Consider the following 23,588-nt stretch of genomic DNA (forward strand, 5'->3'; position numbering starts at 1 on the left):
CGCGCTATTCTACCGGCGAGTCGTCACTCGGAGCGCCGGGACGCTCTGCTGACACGGGGGCCCTTAGCATGGCTTCGAACTGTTCGACGGGCTGCGGTTTGCCGATGAAGAAGCCCTGCCAGTACAGGCAGCCGCAGGACTTGAGATAGTCGATCTGTTCGGGCGTTTCTATGCCTTCGGCGACGACACGCAGCCCCAGGCTGTGGCCGAGGCTGACGATGGTGCGCACGATGTTGGCATCGCCGGGCTTGGTGTTCAGATCCCGCACGAAGCTGCGGTCGATCTTGACCTCCGAGAGCGGCAGCCGTTGCAGGTAGCTCAGCGATGAATAGCCGGTGCCGAAATCGTCGAGGGAGAATCCCACGCCCATTGCGCTCAGGCGCGCCATGCGCTCGATGGCCTGGTCGATGTCCTCCAGCAGCACACCTTCGGTCAGTTCCAGGATCAGCCGGTGCGGGGACGCACCGGTGGCTGCCAACGCGTGCAGCACGTTGGCGACGAAGCTCTCTTGCTTGAACTGCTTGGGGCTGACGTTGACGGACAGGGTCAGATGCTGGGTGTGCGGATGCCGCGCCCAGGCTGCCAGCTGGCGGCAGGCCTGCATCAGCACCCAATTGCCCAGCGGCAGGATCAGGTTGCTCTGTTCGGCGGTGGAGATGAAGCGATCCGGCGAGACGAAGGTGTCATCACCATGGCGCCAGCGCAGCAGCACCTCGGCACCGACGACGGTGTGGTCGTGCACCTGCGGCTGCAGATACAGTACGAACTGCCCCTGTGCAATGGCAGTGCGGATGTTTTCCTCAAGCTGCGATTCGGCGCTGGCGCTGGCCTGCATCTCGGCGTCGAAGAAGTGGGGCTTTTGCTGCTGCGTCTGGCGTGCCTGCTGCAGTGCCGTCTCGGCGCGGCGCAGCAGCTCGCTGGCGTCAATCTCGCGACCCGTAAAGGTGGTCACGCCGGTGTGTACGTCCAGGTACAGCGTGTGGGTGTCGATCTGGAAGGGTGCGCGCAGCGCGGCAATGACGGCGCTGCCGATGTCCTGGCTGACGCGTGCCGCCTCGTCCTCGTCGCCGTCAATGCCCGAGAGCAGGATGGCGAACTCCTCGGTGTCGGTACGCGCAATGGTCTGGTCGGCAGGCACGACGGCGCGCAGCCGCTCAACGGTCTGCAGCAGCACGGTGGACGCCGTTGCGGCGCCCCGCTCGTCACGCAGGTTGCGCAGCTTGGCCAACCCAACCGTCAACAGCGCGTTCTGCCAATGACGTTGCTGGCTGGTCACCTGCGCCTGCTGCACGCGGTCCAGCAACAGGCGGCGGTTGGGCAGCTGGGTGGTGGCGTCATAGAAGGCCAGGCGGCGGATTTCCTCTTCTGCGTGTTTATGCGGCGTCAGATCAACCAGCGTCAGCACCATCTGATCTTCCATGACGGTGCCCGCGAGTTCGACGAAACGCTGATTCGCCGGGGACTTGCCATGCAGTGCGAGCTCAAGCGGACGCAAAATGCCGTCCCGCGCGATGGCGCCGGAAACTGTCTGGTGCCACCGTTCGGCCATTTTCTGCCGGTAGCTGTTGGAGGCGATCACGTGGTGCCACCAGTCATCGAGCGTCTGCAGGGCTGCGTCACCAAGGTTGGAGTACTGGCGGAAGCAGTCGTTCATGAAGGTGAACCGCATCTGGTTGTCGAGGATGCAGAGCCCGACGGGCAGCTGCTCGAACACTTGCTGGCTTTTCTGGATGCGCTGCTGCAGCTGTGCCTGCAGCTTGCGGGCGCGGTCCTGGTCGAGCAGGATGACCATTTCACGGCTGATCAGTGTCGGCCTGTCTGCTTCGGCATGGGGCGTGATCGCATAGCGGATCTTGAGCACGTCCACCCAGACGTAGTGGCCCAGGTTGTGGGCCAGGCGGACATCGGCGACGCGCTCGTAGTCGTATTCCCGCGCCTGCGAGGCCAGCGTTTCCGGCTCGCGCAGCCGCGGCAGGTCTGAAGGATGCACCAGCGCATCCAGTGTCAGTCGAGTCATCGTCTCGCGGCTGTAGCCCAGCAGTTGGGTCAGCCTGGGAGACGGGTTGATGATGCGGCCGGTGTGGGCATCCAGTTCCGCAGCCGACAGCAAAGGGTGATGAATGAAGGCGAAGTAACGCAGCCAACCCTTGTAGGCATAGTCGTGGCTGCGTTGCACATGGTGGACGAGCAGTCGCTCCTTCTGGCGCCGCAGCGCTGCCAAGCCAATCAGCAAGGCCAGTCCCGCGCTGCCAAGCAGCAGGCCTGCGGCTGTGTCGCTCGTCCAGAATTGTGCAGGGATCGTGGCGAAGGAGAACGCCAGCCGCACTGGCGCATCCGCGATCTGCACGGAACTGGCCAGCGTGTGCGAATCCAGCCATTGCAGCGACAGGTGCGCAGCTGCCGCGGGCAGGGCATCGCCGTCGGTGATGACGTTCACATCGTCAATCAGTGCGGAAGACCAGGTGCCCCGCAGCAGGTCCGACCATGGCACCAGCATCCGTACGCCCACAGCTGCGCCATTCGCAGCGCCAAGCTGTGCCAGGTATTCCAGTCCCTCTGGCCTGCTTTGGGCAAGAATGCGATCCCCTGGGGACGCGGGCCACTCCACCAGTTCCAGCGTCGGTTGCGGCGCGGATGCCGACAGCGGAGAGGCGCGCCAAAGTGCGTCTGCCAAGGGCCGTAGGTCCTGTGGGGGAGCCTGCAAGGCGTAGCTGGTGCGCAGGTTCGCGAGAAACAACGCGTACGCATTGCCCCGCTGGTTCACATCGGCCAGCGCGGCGCTGGCATGGCGTTCGAGTTCTGCGTGCCACGCCTGTTGGCGCGCTGTCCACTGCGCATGCAGGAAAAAGCCGGCAGCCAGCACCAGCAGTGCCACCACGCCGCCAATCGCCAGCCAGAAGCCGCGCTGCGGCAGCGTCGCAGATGCTGGTGGTGAAAGCGGGGGGAGGATGGAATCAGGCACCGAGTGCACCGGGTAAGTGGGCGAATAGGGAGGCACCAGCGCAACAGCGTGACGTCTGCTGCCGGCGCGTGGCTGGCAGGCGATTATAGAAACATGCAGAAACAGTCAGCGACATTGGTCGTCCAGTGCCGGCCAATTCGGCGCTGCACGCGCGGTTGCCCACCTTGCGCAGCGCGGAAGGGCGATCATGCACGAGGCCGGCAGGCGCCGGTGCAGCGCACATGGCCTGCCAGGTCGCGGCGAAAGTCAATCTGCGCGTAACCCGCATCCGCAAGCATGGTGCGCACCGCATCGTGCTGCTGCCAGCCATGCTCAAGCAGCAGCCAGCCATTCGGCTGCAGCCAGAATGCAGCCTGCTTGATGATGGTGCGCAGATCCTGTAAACCGTCATCGCCAGCCACCAGCGCTGTCCGGGGTTCATGCTGCAACGCAGCCAGGTGGACATCGTTGTCTGCAATGTAGGGCGGGTTGGCCACGATCACGGCAAATTGGCCCGGTTCGCCGGCATCTTCCAGGGCCTGCAGCCAGCTGCCCTGCAGGAACCGCACCGGCAGCGCATGTCTGGCCGCGTTGGTCCGAGCCACCTGCAGTGCCGCAGGCGAGCGCTCTACCGCCACGACCTGCGCGTGCGGGCAGGCGTGCTGGATGGCCAGTGCCATGGCGCCGCTGCCGGTGCCCAGGTCGAGCACGCGCGGTGCAGGCTTTCCAGCCAGCAGCTCCAGTGCCCAATCCACCAGTATTTCGGTATCCGGACGGGGATCCAGCACGTCCGGGGTGATGTGCAGCTCAAGGCCGTAAAACTCCCTGCCCCCTGTCAGGTAGGCGATGGGTGAGCCCTGCAAGCGCGCATGCACCAGTGCCTGATATTGCAGCAGGGTGGGCGTCGCGACGGGCTCTTGGTCATGGCTGACCAGCCAGGCGCGCTCATGGGGCGAGCGCTGCAGCGCGTGCAGCAACAACATCTGGGCTTCCAGCCGCGGCAGGCCTTGTTGGCAGGCCTGTCGCAGGGCATCCGCCACGGATGGCTCGTCAGCAGGGGAGGAGTCGACCGTCATTGTGGCTGCAACTGTGCGATCAGCTCCGCCTCACGCGCCGCCTGCAGTGCATCCAGCACCTCTCCCAAGTCACCTTCCATGATACTGGGCAGCTTGTACAGCGTCAGGTTGATGCGATGGTCGGTCAGACGTCCCTGCGGGAAATTGTAGGTGCGGATGCGGTCGGAGCGGTCGCCGCTGCCGACCAGCCCTTTGCGCAGTGCTGCATCCTTGCTGGCCTGGGCGCTGCGCTCCATGTCCTGCAGCCGCGCGGTCAGCACCTGCAGCGCCTTGGCCTTGTTGCGGTGCTGGCTGCGGTCATCCTGGCACTCGGCGACGATTCCGGTAGGCAGGTGGGTGATGCGCACGGCCGAATCGGTCTTGTTGATGTGCTGGCCACCGGCACCACTGGCGCGGAAAGTGTCGATGCGCAAATCGGCTGGATTGATCTGCACAGCCTCGGCCTCGTCCGGCTCTGGCAGGACGGCGACGGTGCAGGCACTGGTGTGGATGCGCCCCTGCGTTTCCGTCACCGGGATACGTTGCACGCGGTGCCCGCCGGACTCGAAGCGCAGCCGGCCGTAAACGCCATCGCCCTCGATGCGGGCAATCACTTCCTTGAAACCGCCGAGTTCGCTTTCGCTGGCGTTGAGAATCTCCACGCGCCAGCCGACGCTGTCTGCATAACGTGTGTACATGCGCAGCAGCTCGGCAGCGAACAACGCTGACTCGTCGCCGCCGGCGCCGGCGCGGATCTCCAGGAAGGCATTGCGCTGGTCGTCCGGGTCGCGCGGCAGCAGCAAGCGCTGCAATTCGGCTTCAAGCGCTTCGAGCTGGGCACCGGCCTGCGCAGCCTCGTCGCGCGCCATGGCGCGCAGTGCATCGTCACTGTCTGTGTCGGCCAATATCTCGTTGGCGGCGGCCAGATCGGCAGCAATGGCCTGGTAACGCTTGTAGCGTCCGGCGATCTGCGTCACTTGCGCGTGCTCGCTGGCAAGTCGCCGATACTGCGCCATGTCCGCGAGAATGTCCTCGCGCGAGAGCAGAAAATCGAGTTCCTCAAGGCGCTGAACGTAACGTTCCAGCTCGTGCTGCAGATAGGCTTGCATGGGATTTCAGGTGCTGCCGCGTGTGGGCAGGCAAAGAGATTCGGAAGCGAAGCGTGTCACCAAGCGCGGGTGATCACGACACACCAGGCAGCAGCGACGCTAATGGTGGGTGGAAGGCGCGCCGCGCAGGAACATGCGCGAGACGAGCGCGGCTGTCTCCGGGCGCTGCTGTGCGTCGGCGTTGCGCAACTCCGTCACTGCGCCATGCAGCATCTTCTTGGCAACGCCATTGGCCAGCGCCTGCAGGACGGCATCAATATCCTCGCCACGGGCGAGCAGGCGCCGTGCCCGTGCGATCTCCTGTGCGTTCCAGTTCTGCGCCTGCTCGTGGATTTGCTGGATCAGCGGCACCACGGCCGACGCGCTCTGGCGCTGCTCCAGCCAGCGCGCAAAGCTCTGCACGCCGTTGTCGATGATGGCTTCCGCTTGCGCCACTGCCGCTTGCCGGTGGGCCATGCCGACCTGGACAACCTGCGCCAGGTCGTCGACGGTATAGAGAAACACGTTGTCCTGCGCCTTCACCTCTGGTTCGATGTCGCGCGGTACGGCCAGGTCGACCATGAACATGGGGCGGTTGCGGCGACGCTTGAGGGCGCGTTCGACTGCGCCAAGGCCGATGATGGGCACGCTGCTGGCCGTACAAGAGATGACAATGTCAAATTCATGCAGCCGATCCGGCAGATCGCCGATGCGCAGCGTCTGCGCGCCAAGCTTGGCCGCGAGTCTCTCGCCGCGATCGAGGGTGCGGTTGGCCACGGCCATGGCCTGTGGGTGCTGGGCGGCAAAATGGGTCCCAACCAGATCGATCATCTCGCCGGCACCAACGAACAGCACCTTCAGCTGCGTGAAATCCTCAAACAGGTTGCTGGCCAGCCGCACGGCCGCTGCCGCCATGCTGATGGATTGCGAGCCGATGGCGGTGCTGGTGCGCACCTCCTTGGCAACGGCAAAGCTGCGCTGAAACAGCTGCTGCAGTGTCGTCCCCAGCGCGCCAGCCTGCGAGGCAGCACGCACCGCATGCTTCATCTGCCCGAGGATCTGTGCCTCGCCCAGCACCATGGAGTCCAGGCCGCTGGCGACGCGAAATGCGTGCCGCGCAGCCAGGTGATCGGTGTGGGTGTAGGCAAAACCTTCCAGGTCATGCGGGGCCATACCACCCGAGCGCGCCAGCCATTCCAGCGAGGCTTCTTGCAGCGGCGCGGGAGCGGCGCAGTAGATTTCGGTGCGGTTACACGTCGAGAGAATGGCCGTTTCCACACTGGCGTCGTCGCCGGAGGTGCCCACGCCGCGGCTCAGGGTCTGGCGTAACTCGTGCAGCGCCGGGCCGATCTGATCGAGCGCATAGGCAAACCGGCCCCGCATATCTAGCGGGGTCGAGTGGTGGTTGATGCCCAGCGTCCAGACGGCCATAACCGCGCATTATAAATTTTGTAACGTTTTTCCGCTTTTCCTGAGCGCGTGCCTCGGAAAAGACCATCATCATGGGGATACGGCGCAGCCACGCCAACAGGGGCAATCATAATCGCACCCCATGATCTATGGAATCGGTACGGATATTTGCGACATTCGGCGCATTGCGCAGTCGCTGCAGCGTTATGGTGAGCGGTTCGCGCAGCGGGTGCTCGCGCCGGGCGAGCTTGCGACCTGGCAGCGGCGCAGGGCGCGTTGGCCCGGGCGTGGTGACAGCTTTGTGGCCACGCGCTTTGCCGTCAAGGAAGCGTTCAGCAAGGCCATTGGTCTGGGCATGCGCATGCCTATGACCTGGCAGCACTGCGAAGTCGGGCACTGGCCCAGCGGGCAGCCGCGCATCATCACCCATGGGCCGTTGCATGCGTGGTGCGAGGAACGCGGCCTGCGCTTTCAGGTGTCGCTCTCGGACGAAAAGGAATTTGCCGTGGCGTTCTGTATTGCCGAAATCCATCGGCTTGCCGATGATGGTGTGAGAGGGTGACGTCAATGACAGCGCATGCCCCCTTGTTTCTGGATGTGGCCGGCACGACGTTGACCGCGCAGGATCGAGCGCGCCTTGCGCATCCGCTGGTTGCCGGGGTGATTCTGTTCTCCCGCAACTGGGAGAGCCGGGCGCAATTGCGTGCACTGTGCGCAGCGATCAAGCGCGTGCGCCCGAATATCCTGATTGGCGTTGACCAGGAAGGCGGAAGAGTGCAGCGTTTTCGCACCGATGGCTTTACCGTGCTGCCCCCGATGCGTGCGCTGGGGCGGATGTGGGACGACGATGCGATGGCGGGGGCTCATCGCAGTCAGGCCGGAGTGGGAGCCATGCGTGCGGTGGATACCGCCGTGGCCATCGGCTACGTACTGGGTGCCGAACTGCGTGCCTGCGGAGTCGACCTGAGTTTTGCGCCGGTGCTGGATCTGGACTGGGGCGGCAGCTGCGTCATCGGTGATCGCGCCTTGCATCGCGACGCGCGGGTGGTCACCGTGCTGGGGCAGGCGCTGATGCACGGGCTGCTCAAGGCGGGCATGCAGCATTGCGCCAAGCATTTCCCTGGTCATGGCTATGTCAAGGCCGATTCGCACACGGCCATTCCAGTCGATCGGCGCAGCCTCGCGACCATCCTGCGAGACGATGCCGCGCCCTACGCATGGCTGAGCAGCACGCTGACGGCGACGATGGTGGCACATGTCGTCTATGCCAGGGTAGATCCTGTTCCGGCAGGCTATTCCCGTCGCTGGCTGCAGGACATTCTGCGCGACCGGCTCCACTTCCAGGGAGCCGTGTTTTCGGATGACCTGAGCATGGCAGCGGCGCGCGTGATCGATGGCCAGGCGGTGGATGTCGTCGAAGCCAGCTGCCGTGCGCTTCAGGCGGGCTGCGACGCGTTGCTGCTGTGCAACCAGAGTCTGGGCGACGGCGTGGCGCTGGACCAGTGGCTGGAGGGTATGGCGCAGGCGCGGCAACAGGGGCGCTGGCAGCCTGATCCGGCCAGTCCGCAGCGCCTCGCGGCATTGCGGCCGCAATCTGCGGCACTGGAGTGGCAGGCGCTGCAGCAACAGCCTGCTTACAGGCTCGCATTGGAGAAGGTGCGAAGCGCCGTGTAGGAACCAGGAGCTGTTACAGGTTCCCGCACCATGCGCCCGCGCCCGCGGTTCAAGGGGTTTGCTGCGTTTTTGCGCCAGGTGGCGGGGGGCGGTCCGGGCGCCTTGGCCGATGCTGCCATGGGCCTTTGTGTGGCCAATGGGGCGTTTCCAATACCGGGATGCCCGGTCGCGGCACGTGTATCCAGCGAGGCGGGCGCAGCGGTTGTCGCACCACGATGGGTGGGGGCGGTTGCACCGCGCGCTCGCGCTGAATCTCGGCCCATGCTTCGGGCCCTAGGCAGGCGCGATGCGCGGCGTCCTGCGCTACACGCAGGCGCTCCAGGTCATCGCTGCTGTAGCGCCCACTGGCAACGGTCAGTCGCTCGACATTACGACGGGCTTGCCGGCATTCGACGGAGTTTTCGTAATCGACGGCAGATGGGCGCGCTGTTTTTGCCGCCTGCGCTTCGAGTTCCGCGCGCAGGCGGCGCTCCTCCTGCCAGGCGCGAACCTGCGCCTGCGTGCGTTCCAGAGCGGCGCGGTCGCGCAACAGGTCCGCCTCGATCTGCTCGGCCGAGCGCGCCGGCATGATTTCGACCTGCTCGATGGCCCCGATACAGGCGCCATCGGTGTAGAGCACGCTGCCGTCTGGCTGAACGCAACGATGCACCTGAGCCGCAGCAGGGGTGCTGATGAACGGCAGCACCAGGAGCGCACAAGCGACCAGCCGGCCTGCGCGCAGCAGAGGCAGGGCTGGCCACATCGGCGGGATCAAACGCACTGCATGCATGGTGCAACACCTCCGCGTTCTGGACGATTGCGTCACAGGTTCTCACGCCGCGTATCGTCAGCCGGCGCAAGAAAAGCGACTTTCAACTGCTTTCAAGAATAACCGGTATGAATGGGATACAGTGTGATGCGGGCATTCGCGACAGCGAAAAAGCGCGTCGCCAGCCCTGCATGCAAGGGCGAGCACCAGTTCTGCGCAATATGCACCAATAATGTGCATTCAATGACTTTTTTGGTGCATTCGCGGGAGGTGTCAGCCCCATGTTTGACCAGCGCACAATTGGTGCGTGGCAAGATGGCGAGGCGCCCGGCTGCGTGGCTGAGGCGGTTGAGTGGCACACGTCTTGCATGATTTGCCCACGAGAACCCAACACTTATCCCCAAACCCAACTTAATCAGGAGTGCCAAATGGCAAAAACCGTCGATGACGTGATGGCGATGATCAAGGAGAACGAAGTCAAGTTCGTCGACTTCCGTTTCACCGATACGAAGGGCAAGGAGCAGCACGTCACCGTCCCGATTTCCGCGTTTGACGAAGACAAGTTCCAAAGCGGCCAGGCGTTCGATGGCTCGTCGATTGCTGGTTGGAAAGGCATCGAAGCCTCGGACATGCTGCTCATGCCCGATCCTGATACGGCCAACATCGATCCCTTCTTCCAGGAACCGACGCTGTACCTGACCTGCGACGTGGTTGATCCCGCCGACGGCACTCCCTACGAGCGTGATCCACGCTCGACCGCCAAACGTGCAGAAGCCTACCTGAAGGCTTCGGGCCTTGGTGATACGGCCTACTTCGGCCCTGAGCCTGAGTTCTTCCTCTTCGATGGTGTGCGCTGGGAAAACTCCATGGGCCGCACCTTCTTCGAGGTCGACGAATACGAAGCCTCCTGGAACAGCGGCACCAAGCTGGAGGAGGGCAACCGAGGCCACCGTCCGACGGTCAAGGGAGGGTACTTCCCGGTACCTCCGGTAGACAGTGCGCAGGATCTGCGTGCCGAAATGTCGCTGGTATTGGAGTCACTGGGCATTCCGGTCGAAGTGTTCCACCACGAAGTAGCGGGCGCTGGTCAGAACGAGATCGGCACGAAGTTCAGCACCCTGGTCAAGCGCGCCGACTGGACGCAGACGCTTAAGTACGTGGTGCATAACGTCGCCAACATGTATGGCAAGACGGCCACCTTCATGCCCAAGCCTTTGGTGGGGGACAACGGCTCGGGCATGCACGTGCACCAGTCGGTATGGAAGGATGGCAAGAACCTGTTCGCTGGCGATGGCTATGCCGGCCTGTCCGAGTTCGCGCTGTACTACATCGGCGGCATCATCAAGCATGCCCGCGCGCTCAACGCCATCACCAACCCTTCGACCAACAGCTACAAGCGTCTGGTGCCCGGCTTTGAAGCACCGGTGAAGCTGGCTTACTCGGCCAAGAACCGTTCGGCCTCGATTCGCGTGCCGTTCGTGGCGAATCCAAAGGGTCGGCGCATCGAGGCACGCTTCCCGGATCCGATGGCCAACCCTTACCTGTGCTTTGCAGCGCTGCTGATGGCTGGCCTGGATGGCGTGGAAAACAAGATCCATCCTGGCGAAGCCGCCACCAAGGATCTGTACCACCTGCCTCCGGAAGAAGACGCCAAGATCCCGACCGTCTGCCACAGTCTGGATCAAGCGCTGGAAGCGCTGGACGCAGACCGCGCCTTCCTGACCAAGGGCGGCGTATTCACCGATGCGATGCTCGATGCCTACATCGAGCTGAAGATGGCCGAGGTCACGCGCTTCCGCCAGGCTGTGCATCCCGTCGAGTACGAGATGTACTATTCGCTGTAATTGGCTGTGCACTGGCGTTCCGTTCTCGGGCGCCGGTCTCGAACAAACCGCTCCTTTGTGGGCGGTTTTTTTTATGGCTGCAAGGTTGGCGGGAGCTGGACAGTGCCTTGGAATAGGCCTGTGCTCTCTAGGATGGCTGAAATTTGGTTACGTCAGCCGCCTGACTGCTTGGAAAATCGGCCTCACATAGAATTCCAGCCTGAGAATCTGTTAGAAACTGTTCACGCTCCTTCATACGTCGTGGCCCACCGGCGATCGACGCATGCGAGGAGTCTGACCAGCTTCCTGCATCGTGTTGACGCTTGGGCGGCGCGGTAGCTGGGCCCGAGCGTCACTGACCGGAAATGATCACCATGAAAAACTCCATTGTTGGCCTGCTGTTTGTGGCAACTTGCTGTACGACTGCGCTTGCGCAGGAGCGGGTATACCGCTGTGGCAATGAGTACACCAACGCCAGCGGCGCTGCGCAGCGCGCCGACTGCAAGCTCGTAGAAGGCGGCAACGTGACGGTGATCCAGGGCAATGCACCGGCCGCGCGACGTACACCGGCGCCTCAGCAGGCGGCCGCTGCCCCTGTCAACGCGCCGCGTGTGACAGAGGATGCACAGCGCGCGCGCGACCAGGACGCGCGCGCCATCCTCGAAGCGGAATTGCGCAAGTCGCAGGAGCGGTTGGCTGCCTTGCAGACCGAATACAACGACGGTAACCCGGTGCGCACGGCGTTGGAATTGCGCAATCCGCAGGGTTACATCGAACGCGTTGAGAACCTGCGCGCGAACATTGCACGGACCCAGGCAGACATCGAGAGTATTCAGCGCGAGATTGCCCGGCTGCGCTAAGAAGCTGTCTAGATCTTTGCATGCATCGTGCAGCCAGCCCAGCTTGCGGTATGCGCGTTGCATCGCTGCGACCTTGCGGACCAGTGCGGAGCATGAAGAGATCGTGAATAAGGTTCTCGCAGGTCGTGCATGCCGCGAGCACGGTCGGTTGCTTACGGTGTGGCGCGCTGCCGGGGTACCACGCAAGACCTGCGAGCACTCCCGGTTCAGTTGCCCCTGCATGAACTTCTGGCGCGTCGCGCGCCGTTGCGTGCAGCGGCTTTGCCATCAGCCGCACGACCGTGGGCGAGGCCGTGCGTGCACGCCGTGCTGTGCACGAAGCTTGCATGCGGAAAGTGGGCCGTTTGCAGAAGGCCTTGTCCTTTTGCGGTAATCCGGAGGTTTTTCCTTGCGTTCTCGACACAGCCATGCACAACGACTTTGATTCTCTTGCCGCATTGATTGCCCGCCTGGACGGGCAGGGCAGGGTAGTGGATGCCAACAGTGCCATGGAATCGGCGCTGGGACTGTCACGCCGCAAGCTGCAGGGGCTGACATTTGCACAGTTTCTGCAAGACTCCGAGACACTGGATCTGGCGCTGACCAAGGGGCAGGCTGGGGCGGAGTTCTCAATGTTTCGATTTGATTCCACCGTCCACGGGGTGGCCGGCAGTGATGCCGAGTTGCGTGTGCATGTCCACCTCACACGCATCGACCCGGATGGGGAATGGCTGCTGGAGCTTTGGCCGCAAAGCGATCAGGCGCGTACGCTGCAAGACAGCCGTGTGCAGGAACTGGCCGAGACCCACCGCATGCTGTTGCGCAATCTGGCACACGAGATCAAGAACCCTCTTGGCGGCATACGCGGCGCGGCGCAGTTGCTGAGCATGGACATGCAGGATCCAGAATTGCTCGAATACACGCAGGTCATCATGCATGAGGCGGACCGCCTCCAATCGCTGCTGGACCGCTTGCTGGAGCCGCATCGCCATCCCCAGATCGTCGAGACTGTCAATATCCATGAAGTATGCGAGCATGTGCGTTCGCTGGTCTTGCTCGAGTTTCCCACCGGCTTGCAGATCGAGCAGGACTATGACATCTCGCTGCCGGATGTGCGTGGTGACCGCAACCAATTGGTGCAGGCGCTGCTCAACATTGTCCAGAATGCTGCGCTGGTGCTTCGCCCTAAAATGGTGCATAACGAGGCGCGCATTGAGTTGCGCACCAGAGTTGCGCGTCAAGTGTTGATAGGCACCAAGTTGCACAAACTGGCATTGGAATTGCATGTGACGGATAACGGTCCGGGTATCGACCCGGCCATCCGGGAACGGATTTTTCATCCGCTGGTGACCGGTCGTGACGATGGCACGGGACTCGGCCTGAGCCTGGCGCAGACCTTTATTCAGCGGCATGACGGCATGATCGAATGCGACAGCGTCCCGGGCAGAACCACGTTTGTCATCACCATACCGCTGCCTTGAGTTGATCGATTGCGGCGGCAACGCAAAGGAACACCATGGATCCGGTCTGGATCGTAGACGATGACCCCTCCATTCGCTTCGTCCTTGAGAAGGCGCTAGGGCGCGAGGGCGTTGGCACTCGCAGTTTCCAGGCCGCTGCCGACGTCATGGAGGCGTTGGAACAGGCTGAACAGGCCGGAGCCGGTCTGCCACAGGTGCTTGTCAGCGACATCCGCATGCCGGGTGGCTCAGGTCTGCAGCTGCTGGAACAGGCGCAAGAGCGGTATCCGCAGCTGGCCATCATCATCATGACCGCCTATTCCGATCTGGACAGTGCCGTCTCGGCATTCCAGCGCGGCGCATTTGAGTACTTGCCCAAACCGTTTGACGTGACCAAGGCGGTCGAGCTGATTCAGCGCGCCCTGTATGAAGGGGAAGGCGAGCGCAACCAATTCACCAGTGAAGCCGATACGCAGGTGCCGGAAATACTAGGAAGCGCGCCGGCGATGCAGGATGTGTTTCGCATGATCGGTCGGCTCAGTCAGAGCCTGGTGACGGTGCTGGTCACTGGTGAGTCGGGCACCGGCAAGGAACTGGTTGCGCGGGCACTGCACAAGCACTCGCCTGTGGCACAGGGGCCATTCGTGGCCATCAACACCGCGGCCATACCGCAGGACCTGTTGGAGTCGGAGCTTTTCGGTCACGAGCGTGGCGCCTTCACCGGTGCGCAGACGCAGCGCCGTGGACGGTTCGAGCAGGCTGATGGCGGCACGCTGTTTCTCGACGAGATCGGTGACATGCCGTTTGACCTGCAGACCCGTCTGCTGCGTGTGCTGTCAGAAGGCCAGTTCTATCGGGTGGGGGGGCACAGTTCGATCAAAGTCAAGGTGCGTGTGGTGGCGGCCACCCATCAGAACCTGGAAGAGCGCGTTGCCAAGGGGCTGTTCCGGGAGGACTTGTTTCACCGCCTTAACGTGATCCGGGTGCGCCTTCCCGCGTTGCGGGAGCGCTCGGAGGACATTCCCGTACTGACACGCTACTTCCTTACCAAAAGCGCCAAACAGCTAGGGGTCGAGCCCAAGCGCATCTCGCAGGAGGCACTGAATGTGCTCAGCCGCTTTCCGTTCCCGGGCAATGTGCGTCAGTTGGAGAACACCTGCCACTGGTTGACGGTGATGGCACCGGCGCAGATCATTTCTAGTCACGATCTGCCACCGGAAATCCTGCAGTATGGACAGCCAGCCTCTGTGGCAGACGTGGCGACGCCCGCGCGCATTGACTTTGGTCAGGGCGCGCCTGCGGTCTCTTCCGGAGTGCCCGCGGGCGTTGCGCATGTGTCGACGCCTGCAGCAACTGTGCAGGATGGCGCGGCAGGCCACGCTTCCCCGGACTGGACGCGCGCACTGGCACAGGACGCTGCGGCCATGCTGGCCAGTGGCAGAACGGATGTGTGGGATACGCTGTCGCACCGTTTTGAGGCGACCCTGATCCGTGCCGCGCTGGCGGCCACTGGAGGTCGGCGCATCGAGGCGGCGCAGCGCCTGGGTATCGGGCGCAACACCATTACGCGCAAGATCCAGGATTTGCATCTGGATGATGCGCCAGCGCCACTGCCGCCTGCCGAAGAGCAGCCGGGCGATGAGGATGCCGCCGCCGCGTTCGTGCGCCGGGCCTGACGCGCGGGCGGTGGCGGCGCGCAAACGCCACCCATCCAGATTCCAGCAGCGTGACACGCTCCTTTCCTGCGCTGCGTACCTAGCCCGACTGGTTGTCTACGTCTTGCCTCGCTCTCCAGGCAGGAGAACGCAGGCAATAGGGCGTTCCTGAACCGCTTCTGAGCGGCGAGAGCGGATGCGTCAGTTCCCCAGGCAAATGCCTAGATCGCGCGCTGCCAGTAGCGCGGGGTCGTTCAACCCGACAGTGCGAATGCCCTGCGCCACATCGACCAGGGGCACACTGGCGCAGGCCTGCCCACGCAGGACGACCATGCGACCGAACTGGCCCTGCAGGACCAGTTGCGCCGCGTGCCAGCCAAACAGGGTTGCGAGCACGGCGTCAAAGGGGGTTGGCGGCCCCCCGCGCTGGATGTGCCCCAGCTGGGTGGAACGGACCTCGCTTGTCAGCGTCCCTTCCAGCTGCTGACACAACCATTCGCCCACCCCGCCCAAACGGAGCGGATCCGGGCTGTGCGGCAGATGCGCACGCACGATCTGCTTGCCGGTTGCCGCATGCGCACCTTCGGCGATGCAGATCAATGCATAGCCCTGCCGTGCAACGCAGTGGGTGCAGGCTTCGGCGACGATGTGCGGCGAGAAAGGCACTTCGGGAATGAGCAGGATGTCCGCGCCCGCAGCCAGACCACCATGCAGCGCAATCCATCCTGCATAGCGTCCCATCGTCTCCAGGATCATCACGCGCTGATGGCTACGCGCCGTGGTCTGCAGCCGCTGCAAGGCCTCGGAGACCACAGCCACGGCACTGTCGAAGCCAAAGGTGCGGTCAGTGTGGAGCAGGTCATTGTCGATCGTCTTGGGCACGCCAACGACGGGCAGGCCCAGCTGGTCAAAGCGGTGGGCGATCCTCATCGTGCCGTCTCCGCCCACCACAACCAGTGCGTCCAGTCCGAGTGCCCGTGCATTGGCGAGCGCCTGCGCGGAGACGTCCTCTCCATGCCAATCAAAGGGATTGGCCGCATTGTGTGCGCCGAGAACGGTGCCGCCATCACCCAGGATATGGGTGACGTCGGCCAGCTCCAGGGGCCGGAACCTGCCTTCGATCAATCCCAGAAATCCCTGCTCGATGCCGGTGACGCGAACGCCTGCCTGCAGGATCAATGATTGGGTGACAGCTCGGATGACGGCATTGAGACCGGGGCAGTCACCGCCGCCGGTCAGGATGCCAACGTGGCGTGGGGGCTGTGTGGAAGTGGGGCGCATTGCGGCGTTACCGGCGGGTTCGGTTGAGGCGCCTGGCGTTGGCGACAGCCCTGCGGTGCACCGGTGTCAAGCCTGACTCCAGCACGCGTTGAAAGGCTGTCGGCCACTGCCACCAACTCATGCCAATCCATGCAGGCTGACCTGTCAGCACGCCTTGCAACGACGCTTGCGTCAGCTCGCTCTGGATGCGACAGAGCTCTGTGCCCATGGCCCACCAGGACATCCAGAACGCGGCCTGTTTTTCCGTCAGCATGTGTGTGAATTCCCGCTGGTCACGGACTGAAAGTACCGGGCCTGCTGTTGCCATGCGGCCCAGCCGATGGGCGATGACCTGCGGCGCGGCCACCTGCAGTTCCAACCACTTGGCGGGAAGGCTGGCTCTGCCACTGGGCTTGCGAGGACGGGGGCGGGCGGTCATGGGGTACCTTTCAGAGGCGGCTGTACGGTGCGCAGAGGAAGAGGGGAGCATGCTGTTCGTTGTCGCAACGATTCACTGCGTTGTCTGCACCGGCAAGTCTTCAGCGCGCGGGGATGCGTCGCCTGCTGCTGGCTTGTCATGATCACTGTCGCCGCTTTGAAGCGGGACGGCGTCGGCATCCGACATGGCCTTGGCCAGGCTGGCCGAGAGCAGCAGGATGGCGCTGGAGAAGTACAGCCACATCAACAGCGCGACCAGCGAACCCGCTGCCCCGTAGGCCGACACGATGGCGGCGCCGGAGAGGTACATGGTCATCGCGTGCTTGCCCAACGTGAACAGGGCCGCGCCAATGGCACCGGCGCGCACCAGGTAGCGCAGGGACGGCTTGCGCCCGTCGCTGATGCGCATCATGCCGACGAACAAGAGCGTTACGATGACGAAGGAAACCACTTCGTTAAGCGCCATCCATATCCAGGGATGGCTCACTACGCCTGAGAGCACTTTGGCGACGACGCGCATGACGGCCGACAACACCAGCGACACGAGCATCAGTCCGCCCAGCGCCAGCATGTAGCCCACGCCACGCAGGCGCAGGACCAGCAGCCACCACCAGGGCTGATTTTCTGACTTGGCAACACCCCAGATGGCCTTGAGCGAGTCCTGCAGGGCGACAAAGACACCCGTGGCTGCAGACAGCAGCACGACGAAGGCAATGACGGTGGCAATTAGCCCCTGCGTGGGCTCCATCGCGCTGTGCAGGGCTTGCTGCACGACGGCGGCGGTGCGCTCGCCGGTGATCGCCTCGACCTGGTCGATCATGGTTTCCTCGACGACTGTGCGATCCAGCCACCATCCTAGGCCGGCCACGACCAGAACCAGCAGCGGGGCCAGACTCAGCATGGCGTAGAACGCCATGGCCGCGCTCAGGCGCAGGCCGTCGGCGGCCAGCCAAGCCTGCACGCCCTGCACCAGCCAGGACTGCATGATGCGTTGCAGGAGCGAGGCACGCGGCGGATCGATACGGGGGTGTTCACTGCGCATGCCCGTTAATGTAACGTTTGCTGCACGCGGTCGCATGTCAGAGCGTGACCACAACCTTTTTTATGCGTTGCGGTGACCTGCCATCGGAGGCCGTGCAAGGCGTAAACCGCCAGCAGAGTTGGCGGTCCCGGGCGTCTTGCCCACCGCGTCATTACCTGGTTGCGCAACGCATGAACAGTTCGTGGAACAGTTCACAGACGGCAGCATGAAAAAAGCGCCCTCGCGGGCGCCGTAGTTACGCAGTGTCAAGAGCGCGCGTCAGCTCGACAGCGCCTCGAACACCCGCGCCGTAATGGTTTCGACGCTGCCAACGCCGCTGATCTTGCGGTATTTGGGGGCCACGTCCGGCTCCTGCTCGGCCCAGCGGGCGTAGTAGTCCACCAGGGGCCGCGTCTGCGCGTCGTAGACTTCCAAGCGTTTTTTGACCGTCTCTTCCTTGTCGTCGTCGCGCTGGATCAAGGGTTCGCCGGTCACATCGTCCTTGCCTTCGACCTTCGGTGGATTGAACTTGACGTGGTAGGTGCGGCCGCTGCCAGGGTGCTGGCGACGACCGGTGGCGCGCTCGATGATGTCGGAGAACGGCACGTCGATTTCCACCACATAGTCGAGCTTGACGCCTGCTTCCTTGAGGGCGTCAGCCTGCGGAATGGTGCGGGGAAACCCATCGAACAGGAAGCCGCCTGCGCAGTCGGGCTGGGCAATGCGTTCCTTGACCAGGCCGATGATGATGTCGTCGCTGACCAGCTGGCCGGCATCCATGACCGCCTTGGCCTTCTGGCCCAGCGGCGTACCCGCCTTGACGGCTGCGCGCAGCATGTCGCCGGTGGAGATCTGCGGAATGCCGTATTTCTTGCAGATGAATGCGGCCTGGGTGCCTTTTCCTGCGCCTGGAGCGCCAAGCAAAATGAGTCTCATTGGGTGATGTCCTCGGTTTGGATTCCTGGGAAATGGGAATGGCCGCTGCTGTTGGACGGTCAGCAGCGCGCGTGGGATAGGAGGCTGGGCGCGGCGGCAGGCAGCGCACCATCGGCCGGGCGGCAAAGCATAGCATGCAGGGCCCCGCCAGACATTGGGGAGTCCCGCTACGTCCAAAGTCGTAAGTATGCGCGCCGCAGCGCATGGACGAAGGCGGGACGCTCAGATTTTCATGACCTGGGCGCGGTAGAACACCAGCTCGTCGATGGATTCGTGTACGTCGGCCAATGCCGTGTGCTTCTGCGCTTTTCGGAATCCGGCGGCAATCTCCGGCTTCCAGCGGCGCGTGAGCTCCTTGAGCGTGCTGACGTCAATGTTTCGGTAGTGGAAGTAGGCCTCCAGCTTTGGCATGTACTTGACGAGAAAGCGCCGGTCCTGCCCGATGGTGTTGCCACACATGGGCGACTTGCCCTTGCCCACGTACTGGCGCAGGAACTTGAGCAGCAGCTCGGTGGCGGCTTCCTCATCAATCGTCGAGGCTCTTACCCGCTCAATCAGGCCACTGCGCCCGTGGGTGCCCTTGTTCCAGGCATCCATGCGGTCCAGCACCTCGTCGCTCTGGTGAATGGCGATGACCGGCCCTTCGATGCGTGGCTGCAACTGCGGGCCGGTGACGACGACGGCAATTTCCAACAGGCGCTCTTTCTCGGGATCCAGGCCGCTCATCTCACAATCGAGCCAGATCAGGTTGTCGTCCGATTTCGCCAAGGTAGGCGCGTGCGCCGGTTCTTCGGTTAGGGGCGCGCCAGTCGCATCGGTGGCTGGCGACAAGGGAAGGTCGTTCGTCATTCCCGAATTGTCGCGCATCCCGCGAGCCTGCGCGCTGAAAATGGGGATAGCGCGCTGCGCAGGTGAGTGGATCGTGAACGAATTCGGACAGGGCGCATCCGATACACTGGCGCCTTGCTTCTCTTGACTTATGAATGAACTATCTGGAATGGAAGCAGTGGCTGTGTCCGGGCATACGCCCATGGTCTGGTTGACAGTTTTTTTTGCAGCGGCACTGGCGCTGCAGTGGGTGTTGCAGCTGTGGCTGGCGGCACGCCAGATTCGCCACGTCAGGGCGCATCGTCACGAGGTCCCGGCCCCATTTGTCAGCCGGGTTTCGCTGGCGGCGCACCAGCGTGCAGCCGATTACACGATGGATACCGTGCGCCTTGGCATGGTGGAAAACACCGTTTCGGCGGTGGTGTTGCTGGGATGGACCCTGCTGGGCGGGCTGAATGCGCTCAATCAATGGCTGTTGGGGTTGATGGGGCCAGGTTTTTTGCAGCAGCTGGTGCTGCTTCTGGTGTTTGGCACCGTCGCCGCTCTGCTGGGCGTTCCCTGGACCTTGTACAAGACCTTCGTGATCGAGCAGCGCTATGGTTTCAACAAGATGACATGGCGGCTGTGGCTGGGCGACTTCCTGCGCAGCAGCGCCGTTGGCGCAATGCTGGCTGTTCCCTTGCTGGCCGCGGTGCTGGCGCTGATGCAGGCAGCCGGCAGCCTGTGGTGGCTGTGGGTCTGGGCGCTGTGGATGGGGTTCAACGTGTTGATGATGTGGCTCTATCCGACGGTGATCGCGCCGCTGTTCAATCAGTTCAAGCCGCTGGAGAATGCGGCGCTGCGAGCGCGCATCGAGACGCTGATGGCGCGCAGCGGCTTTACTGCCCAGGGCCTGTTCGTCATGGATGGCAGCCGGCGCAGCGCCCATGCGAATGCGTATTTCACCGGCCTGGGCAACGCCAAGCGCGTGGTGTTTTTCGACACGCTTCTGGGCAAACTCTCCGATGCCGAGGTCGAGGCTGTGCTGGCCCATGAGCTCGGGCATTTCAAGCATCGCCACATTACCAAGCGGCTGATCACGTTCTGCGTGCTGAGCCTGGCAGGCTTGGCGCTGCTGGGCTGGCTGCTGCAACAGTCGTGGTTCTTCACGGGCCTGGGCGTTGAGCCGATGCTGGTCGAGGGCACTACGCAGGTTGCTGCTGCCAACAGTGCATTGGCGCTGATCCTGTTTAGCATGCTGGTCAGCGTAGTTGGCGCGCTGGTGCAACCAGTTTGGGCGCAGCTGTCGCGCAAGCATGAATTCGAGGCGGATGCCTATGCCGCGCAACAGGCTGATGCCAAGGCGCTTGCCGCGGCATTGCTCAAGCTCTACGAGGACAATGCGTCGACGCTGACGCCGGATCCGCTGTATGCGCGCTTTCATTACTCCCATCCGCCGGCGACGGAGCGACTCGCGCGCCTGGGCGCGATGACGCCGGGCTAACGCGGTCGAGCTGCCATGAACGCGCCATTGGAGACCGGTCTGGTTGTCACGGGACACGGGCGGCACTATGTCGTCGAGTCTGCCGACGGCACGCGGCGTATCTGCCACCCGCGCGGCAAGAAGAGCCAAGCGGTGGTGGGCGATCGCTTGCAGTGGCGCCGTGCGCAGGCCGGGCAGGGCGACGATGGCATGATCGAAGCCATTCTGGAGCGCCGCAATCTTTTTTACCGGCAGGATGCGGTGCGCACGAAGGCGTTTGCGGCCAACATCGATCAGGTGCTGGTGCTGCTGGCTGCTGACCCGGTGTTCTCCGAGTGGCAGCTGGCCAAGGCGCTGGTGGCGGCCGAGGCAGCCGGCATTGAAGCGGTAATCGGCCTGAACAAGCAGGATCTCGCGCCGGCCTACGCCGCAGCTTGGCAGCGCCTTGCCGCGTACCGGCAGCCGGTGCCGACAGCGCCTTGCGGCGAGGTTGCCGCAGAGGCTGCGTCCGGCCCTCAGGCGTGCAGGCCGCTGTACCCGGTCCTGCGGCTGAGTCTGGCAGATCCCGATGGCGGCACGGATTACGCAGCGCTGTGCGAGCGGCTGCGGGGCAGGGCAACACTGGTGCTGGGGCCGTCAGGGGTCGGCAAGAGTACGTTGATTAACCGCCTGGTGCCGAATGCGCAGGCGCAGACGGCCGAAATCTCGCGCGCACTCAACAGCGGCCGCCATACGACGACGACCACGACCTGGTACTGGGTAGACCGGGCCAGCGGCACGGCGGTGCTCGATTCACCGGGATTCCAGGAGTTCGGGCTGCACCATATCCGCCGGCGCGATCTGGCGCGCTGGATGCCGGACATTGCATGCCATGCGAAAGGTTGTCGGTTTCACAACTGCACCCACATTCACGAGCCAGGCTGCGTGGTGCGAGCGGCGGTGCTTGCCGAGGATGCGCCGCCGTCGCAGCCTGGCATCGCGGCCTCGCGCTACGCGCTGTACCAGTCGTTGCTGCTGCAGCTGCCTGACTGATCGCGATCGGGCGGCGCGCTGCTCAATGGTGGCCGCCCTGCCGGGGCAGGATGCGTTGCCATGCGCTCCGTGCCTCGGCGATCATGCGGCTGCGCAGATCGGTCTGCCGTGGTGCCAGGGTGGCCGGCTGCAGCACCTGCCATTCGGGTGCAGCATCTTCTGCCGCGGTGTTCTTGGCGACGCGAAAGCCAAATACATAGCCGCTGCGCTCGGAGCCCATGCGCAGGTCTTCCAGCACCAGGTAGCGGCCCTGCACGGAGGCCGCGGTGAAGCCGCTGGTGAACCACTGCAGCCGCCGGATATCCGCGCTGTGGGGCGCCAGTTCTGCCAGCAGCGCGGTCTCGCTGGGGTAATGCTCCAGCGTCAGCGGCACATCGCCATCGAACAGGCTGCGGTATCCGACGGCATAGCCATCGGGCTGCAGGACGATGATGCGCCACAGCAAAGTATTGGCGGGGGTATTGATGACCAGTCTTGGCGCATCTTCAAGCCCCAGCGCCTGAAGATCGTCGCGAGTGGCACGTGCGATGAGCGATTGCGCCGTCAGCGACCAAGCAATGTACAGCGTGCTCAGTGCCAGGCCCCACCACAGCGCGTGTCCTGCCCACCGCTGGGCTCCTCCGATCAGTGCCAGCACCACCGCCACCAGCAGCGGCAGAGTGTAGAGCGGATCGATGATGAACAGGCTGGCCCACATCACCGGACTGCTGGCAGATGGCCACCACAGCTGCGTGCCATAGACCGTGAAGGCATCAAGCAGCGGGTGACTCAGCAGCGCCAGGGCAATGCCGAGCAACCAGCCGCGTGGTGCCGCACGCACGGTGTTGGAATAGCGCCAGGCCACCGCCCACACCGCGAGTGCCAGCAGGCACAGGATCCACAAGGCGTGGCTGGGCCCGCGGTGCCAGGTGAAAAGGTCGACCGGTGACTGCGTGAACAACGGCACGATGAATGTGTCCAGATCCGGTAACGTGCCCAATGCCGCGCCGACCGCCAGGCCCTTGCGACGCTGGCGTGCCGGAAGGGGTGCGGCCATCACCGCAGCGCCGAGTAAAGCCTGTGAGAGGGAGTCCACGTGTGTTCCAAAAAAAACTTACCTAGCCCGGCCCCGCACAGCCGGCGTGATCCCGTGCAAGGCAGTCTGTGTATCAAGCGTGCGCAGGTGCGATGCACCGCATCACACTAGGTGTCTGTCAACGCGCCTGCGATTAACGCGTTACCTAGCCCCCAGTAGATTGCCCTATGCAGGCATTCCCTAGGGGCTGACCGGAATGGGCAACGATGTCCAGACGCCCGGAACGAACGCCAGTATTGCCGATCCTGCGCGCTTTGAATGCCTGCCTTGACTGCGTCATGAGAGGCGAGTCGGTGAAGCCCTGACCACGACGATGGTCACGGCGCGCTGGATGGATGTCTTCACGCGTGCCGAACTAATCCATGCGACCACGCTGGCGTGCAACCATCAATGCCCTGATTGGCCCGGGCACCGCAACTGCCGCATTGGGTGACGTTGCGCGAACGCATTGATGGCATGGTGCCAGACGATGAAGACGAAAGAATGCATTGCAACCCGCGGGCTGTGCGCGGAGGCGCAAGTGTGCATCGAAATCAGTGCGGCTTATATTGAATGTCAATGTTGGCCTTGCCGCCCAGACGCAATTGGCGCAGGAACTGCTTGTGCAGCGTGTAGGGAGTGGAGGCTTCGGCATGCCACCCCTGAACTTCCGGGCTTTGCGCGTGGAACAGCAGCTTGTCCGCGTCAAAGGACAGTATCAGGCGAACCGAATTCGAGGCCGAAGAGGGGGAGGTATCGGTCATGGGGAACGTTTCTATTGTCAATGCTTTGATTCTAGAACTTCTCGCTGGCAGCGCGCTTGGATGCATGAGAGCCGTGCTCGCCTATTGCGCAGCGGCAGCC

At 63.5% G+C, this 23,588-nt stretch carries 20 protein-coding genes; 8 read left to right on the forward strand and 12 right to left on the reverse strand.

The features are described 5' to 3' along the window. Positions 1–4 precede the first annotated feature (4 nt). From AAV94_RS13175 to hemA, 4 genes are all read right to left on the reverse strand, one after another. On the reverse strand, positions 5–2,962 hold the full coding sequence (locus AAV94_RS13175; RefSeq protein WP_156454447.1) for a putative bifunctional diguanylate cyclase/phosphodiesterase: 2,958 nt from the start codon (positions 2,960–2,962) through the stop codon (positions 5–7). Positions 2,963–3,147: 185 nt separating this feature from the next. Further along, positions 3,148–4,017 (reverse strand): peptide chain release factor N(5)-glutamine methyltransferase, encoded by an 870-nt coding sequence (gene prmC, locus AAV94_RS13180; protein ID WP_046742666.1) that lies wholly within the window; start codon positions 4,015–4,017, stop codon positions 3,148–3,150. Then, on the reverse strand, positions 4,014–5,105 hold the full coding sequence (prfA, locus tag AAV94_RS13185) for a peptide chain release factor 1 (RefSeq protein ID WP_046742667.1): 1,092 nt from the start codon (positions 5,103–5,105) through the stop codon (positions 4,014–4,016). The genes prmC and prfA overlap by 4 nt, the downstream gene beginning before the upstream one ends. A 99-nt stretch (positions 5,106–5,204) precedes the next feature. Next, positions 5,205–6,515, reverse strand: coding sequence for a glutamyl-tRNA reductase (gene hemA / locus AAV94_RS13190; protein ID WP_046742668.1), 1,311 nt, complete (start codon positions 6,513–6,515; stop codon positions 5,205–5,207). 121 nt (positions 6,516–6,636) lie between these two features. Between hemA and acpS the strand changes: the two genes are divergently transcribed. Together acpS and nagZ are read left to right on the forward strand one after the other, a co-directional pair. Next, positions 6,637–7,056: a holo-ACP synthase gene (gene acpS, locus AAV94_RS13195; RefSeq protein WP_046742669.1), complete on the forward strand. Its 420-nt coding sequence runs from the start codon at positions 6,637–6,639 to the stop codon at positions 7,054–7,056. A 5-nt stretch (positions 7,057–7,061) separates the two neighbouring features. Further along, positions 7,062–8,168: a beta-N-acetylhexosaminidase gene (gene nagZ / locus AAV94_RS13200; RefSeq protein WP_046742670.1), complete on the forward strand. Its 1,107-nt coding sequence runs from the start codon at positions 7,062–7,064 to the stop codon at positions 8,166–8,168. Between the two features lie 49 nt (positions 8,169–8,217). Here the strand turns inward: nagZ and AAV94_RS13205 are convergent, their stop codons facing one another. After that, positions 8,218–8,937 carry a DUF4124 domain-containing protein gene (locus AAV94_RS13205; RefSeq protein ID WP_046742671.1) on the reverse strand — a complete coding sequence of 240 codons (720 nt, stop codon included), beginning with the start codon at positions 8,935–8,937 and terminating at the stop codon, positions 8,218–8,220. Between the two features lie 407 nt (positions 8,938–9,344). Between AAV94_RS13205 and glnA the strand changes: the two genes are divergently transcribed. The 4 genes from glnA (at position 9,345) to ntrC (ending at position 14,714) form a co-directional block, all read left to right on the forward strand. After that, on the forward strand, positions 9,345–10,760 hold the full coding sequence (glnA, locus tag AAV94_RS13215; protein ID WP_046742673.1) for a type I glutamate--ammonia ligase: 1,416 nt from the start codon (positions 9,345–9,347) through the stop codon (positions 10,758–10,760). Between the two features lie 353 nt (positions 10,761–11,113). Beyond that, on the forward strand, positions 11,114–11,599 hold the full coding sequence (locus AAV94_RS13220) for a hypothetical protein (RefSeq protein WP_046742717.1): 486 nt from the start codon (positions 11,114–11,116) through the stop codon (positions 11,597–11,599). Positions 11,600–12,006: 407 nt separating this feature from the next. Continuing rightward, on the forward strand, positions 12,007–13,059 hold the full coding sequence (gene glnL / locus AAV94_RS13225; protein WP_046742674.1) for a nitrogen regulation protein NR(II): 1,053 nt from the start codon (positions 12,007–12,009) through the stop codon (positions 13,057–13,059). A 35-nt stretch (positions 13,060–13,094) separates the two neighbouring features. Then, the gene (ntrC, locus tag AAV94_RS13230; protein WP_084824926.1) at positions 13,095–14,714 is read left to right on the forward strand and encodes a nitrogen regulation protein NR(I); all 1,620 of its coding nucleotides are present in this window, start codon (positions 13,095–13,097) and stop codon (positions 14,712–14,714) included. A 180-nt stretch (positions 14,715–14,894) separates the two neighbouring features. Here the strand turns inward: ntrC and AAV94_RS13235 are convergent, their stop codons facing one another. The 5 genes from AAV94_RS13235 to orn all read right to left on the reverse strand — a co-directional run bounded on the left by AAV94_RS13235 (position 14,895) and on the right by orn (position 19,197). Continuing rightward, positions 14,895–15,974, reverse strand: coding sequence for a 6-phosphofructokinase (locus AAV94_RS13235; RefSeq protein ID WP_084824927.1), 1,080 nt, complete (start codon positions 15,972–15,974; stop codon positions 14,895–14,897). A gap of 7 nt (positions 15,975–15,981) precedes the next feature. After that, a complete protein-coding gene (locus AAV94_RS13240) occupies positions 15,982–16,392 on the reverse strand; it encodes a polyhydroxyalkanoate granule-associated phasin (RefSeq protein WP_046742675.1) in 411 nt (136 codons plus the stop codon). Positions 16,393–16,464: 72 nt separating this feature from the next. Further along, complete coding sequence (locus tag AAV94_RS13245) at positions 16,465–17,433, reverse strand: YihY/virulence factor BrkB family protein (protein ID WP_084824928.1); 969 nt, start codon at positions 17,431–17,433, stop codon at positions 16,465–16,467. Positions 17,434–17,691: 258 nt separating this feature from the next. Then, complete coding sequence (gene adk, locus AAV94_RS13250) at positions 17,692–18,348, reverse strand: adenylate kinase (RefSeq protein ID WP_046742676.1); 657 nt, start codon at positions 18,346–18,348, stop codon at positions 17,692–17,694. A 222-nt stretch (positions 18,349–18,570) separates the two neighbouring features. Then, the gene (gene orn / locus AAV94_RS13255; protein ID WP_084824936.1) at positions 18,571–19,197 is read right to left on the reverse strand and encodes an oligoribonuclease; all 627 of its coding nucleotides are present in this window, start codon (positions 19,195–19,197) and stop codon (positions 18,571–18,573) included. A 148-nt stretch (positions 19,198–19,345) separates the two neighbouring features. On the opposite strand from orn, the gene AAV94_RS13260 reads away from it, so the two are divergent. Together AAV94_RS13260 and rsgA are read left to right on the forward strand one after the other, a co-directional pair. Continuing rightward, positions 19,346–20,659 (forward strand): M48 family metallopeptidase, encoded by a 1,314-nt coding sequence (locus AAV94_RS13260; RefSeq protein ID WP_156454448.1) that lies wholly within the window; start codon positions 19,346–19,348, stop codon positions 20,657–20,659. Between the two features lie 15 nt (positions 20,660–20,674). Next, a complete protein-coding gene (rsgA, locus tag AAV94_RS13265) occupies positions 20,675–21,670 on the forward strand; it encodes a ribosome small subunit-dependent GTPase A (protein WP_046742677.1) in 996 nt (331 codons plus the stop codon). A 22-nt stretch (positions 21,671–21,692) separates the two neighbouring features. On the opposite strand, the gene AAV94_RS13270 is transcribed toward rsgA, so the two are convergent. Then, positions 21,693–22,745 carry a metal-dependent hydrolase gene (locus tag AAV94_RS13270; RefSeq protein ID WP_046742678.1) on the reverse strand — a complete coding sequence of 351 codons (1,053 nt, stop codon included), beginning with the start codon at positions 22,743–22,745 and terminating at the stop codon, positions 21,693–21,695. A gap of 533 nt (positions 22,746–23,278) precedes the next feature. Continuing rightward, on the reverse strand, positions 23,279–23,488 hold the full coding sequence (locus AAV94_RS13275) for a hypothetical protein (protein WP_046742679.1): 210 nt from the start codon (positions 23,486–23,488) through the stop codon (positions 23,279–23,281). Between the last annotated feature and the right edge of the window lie 100 nt (positions 23,489–23,588).

Source organism: Lampropedia cohaerens, assembly GCF_001005215.1.
GTDB lineage: Bacteria > Pseudomonadota > Gammaproteobacteria > Burkholderiales > Burkholderiaceae_C > Lampropedia > Lampropedia cohaerens.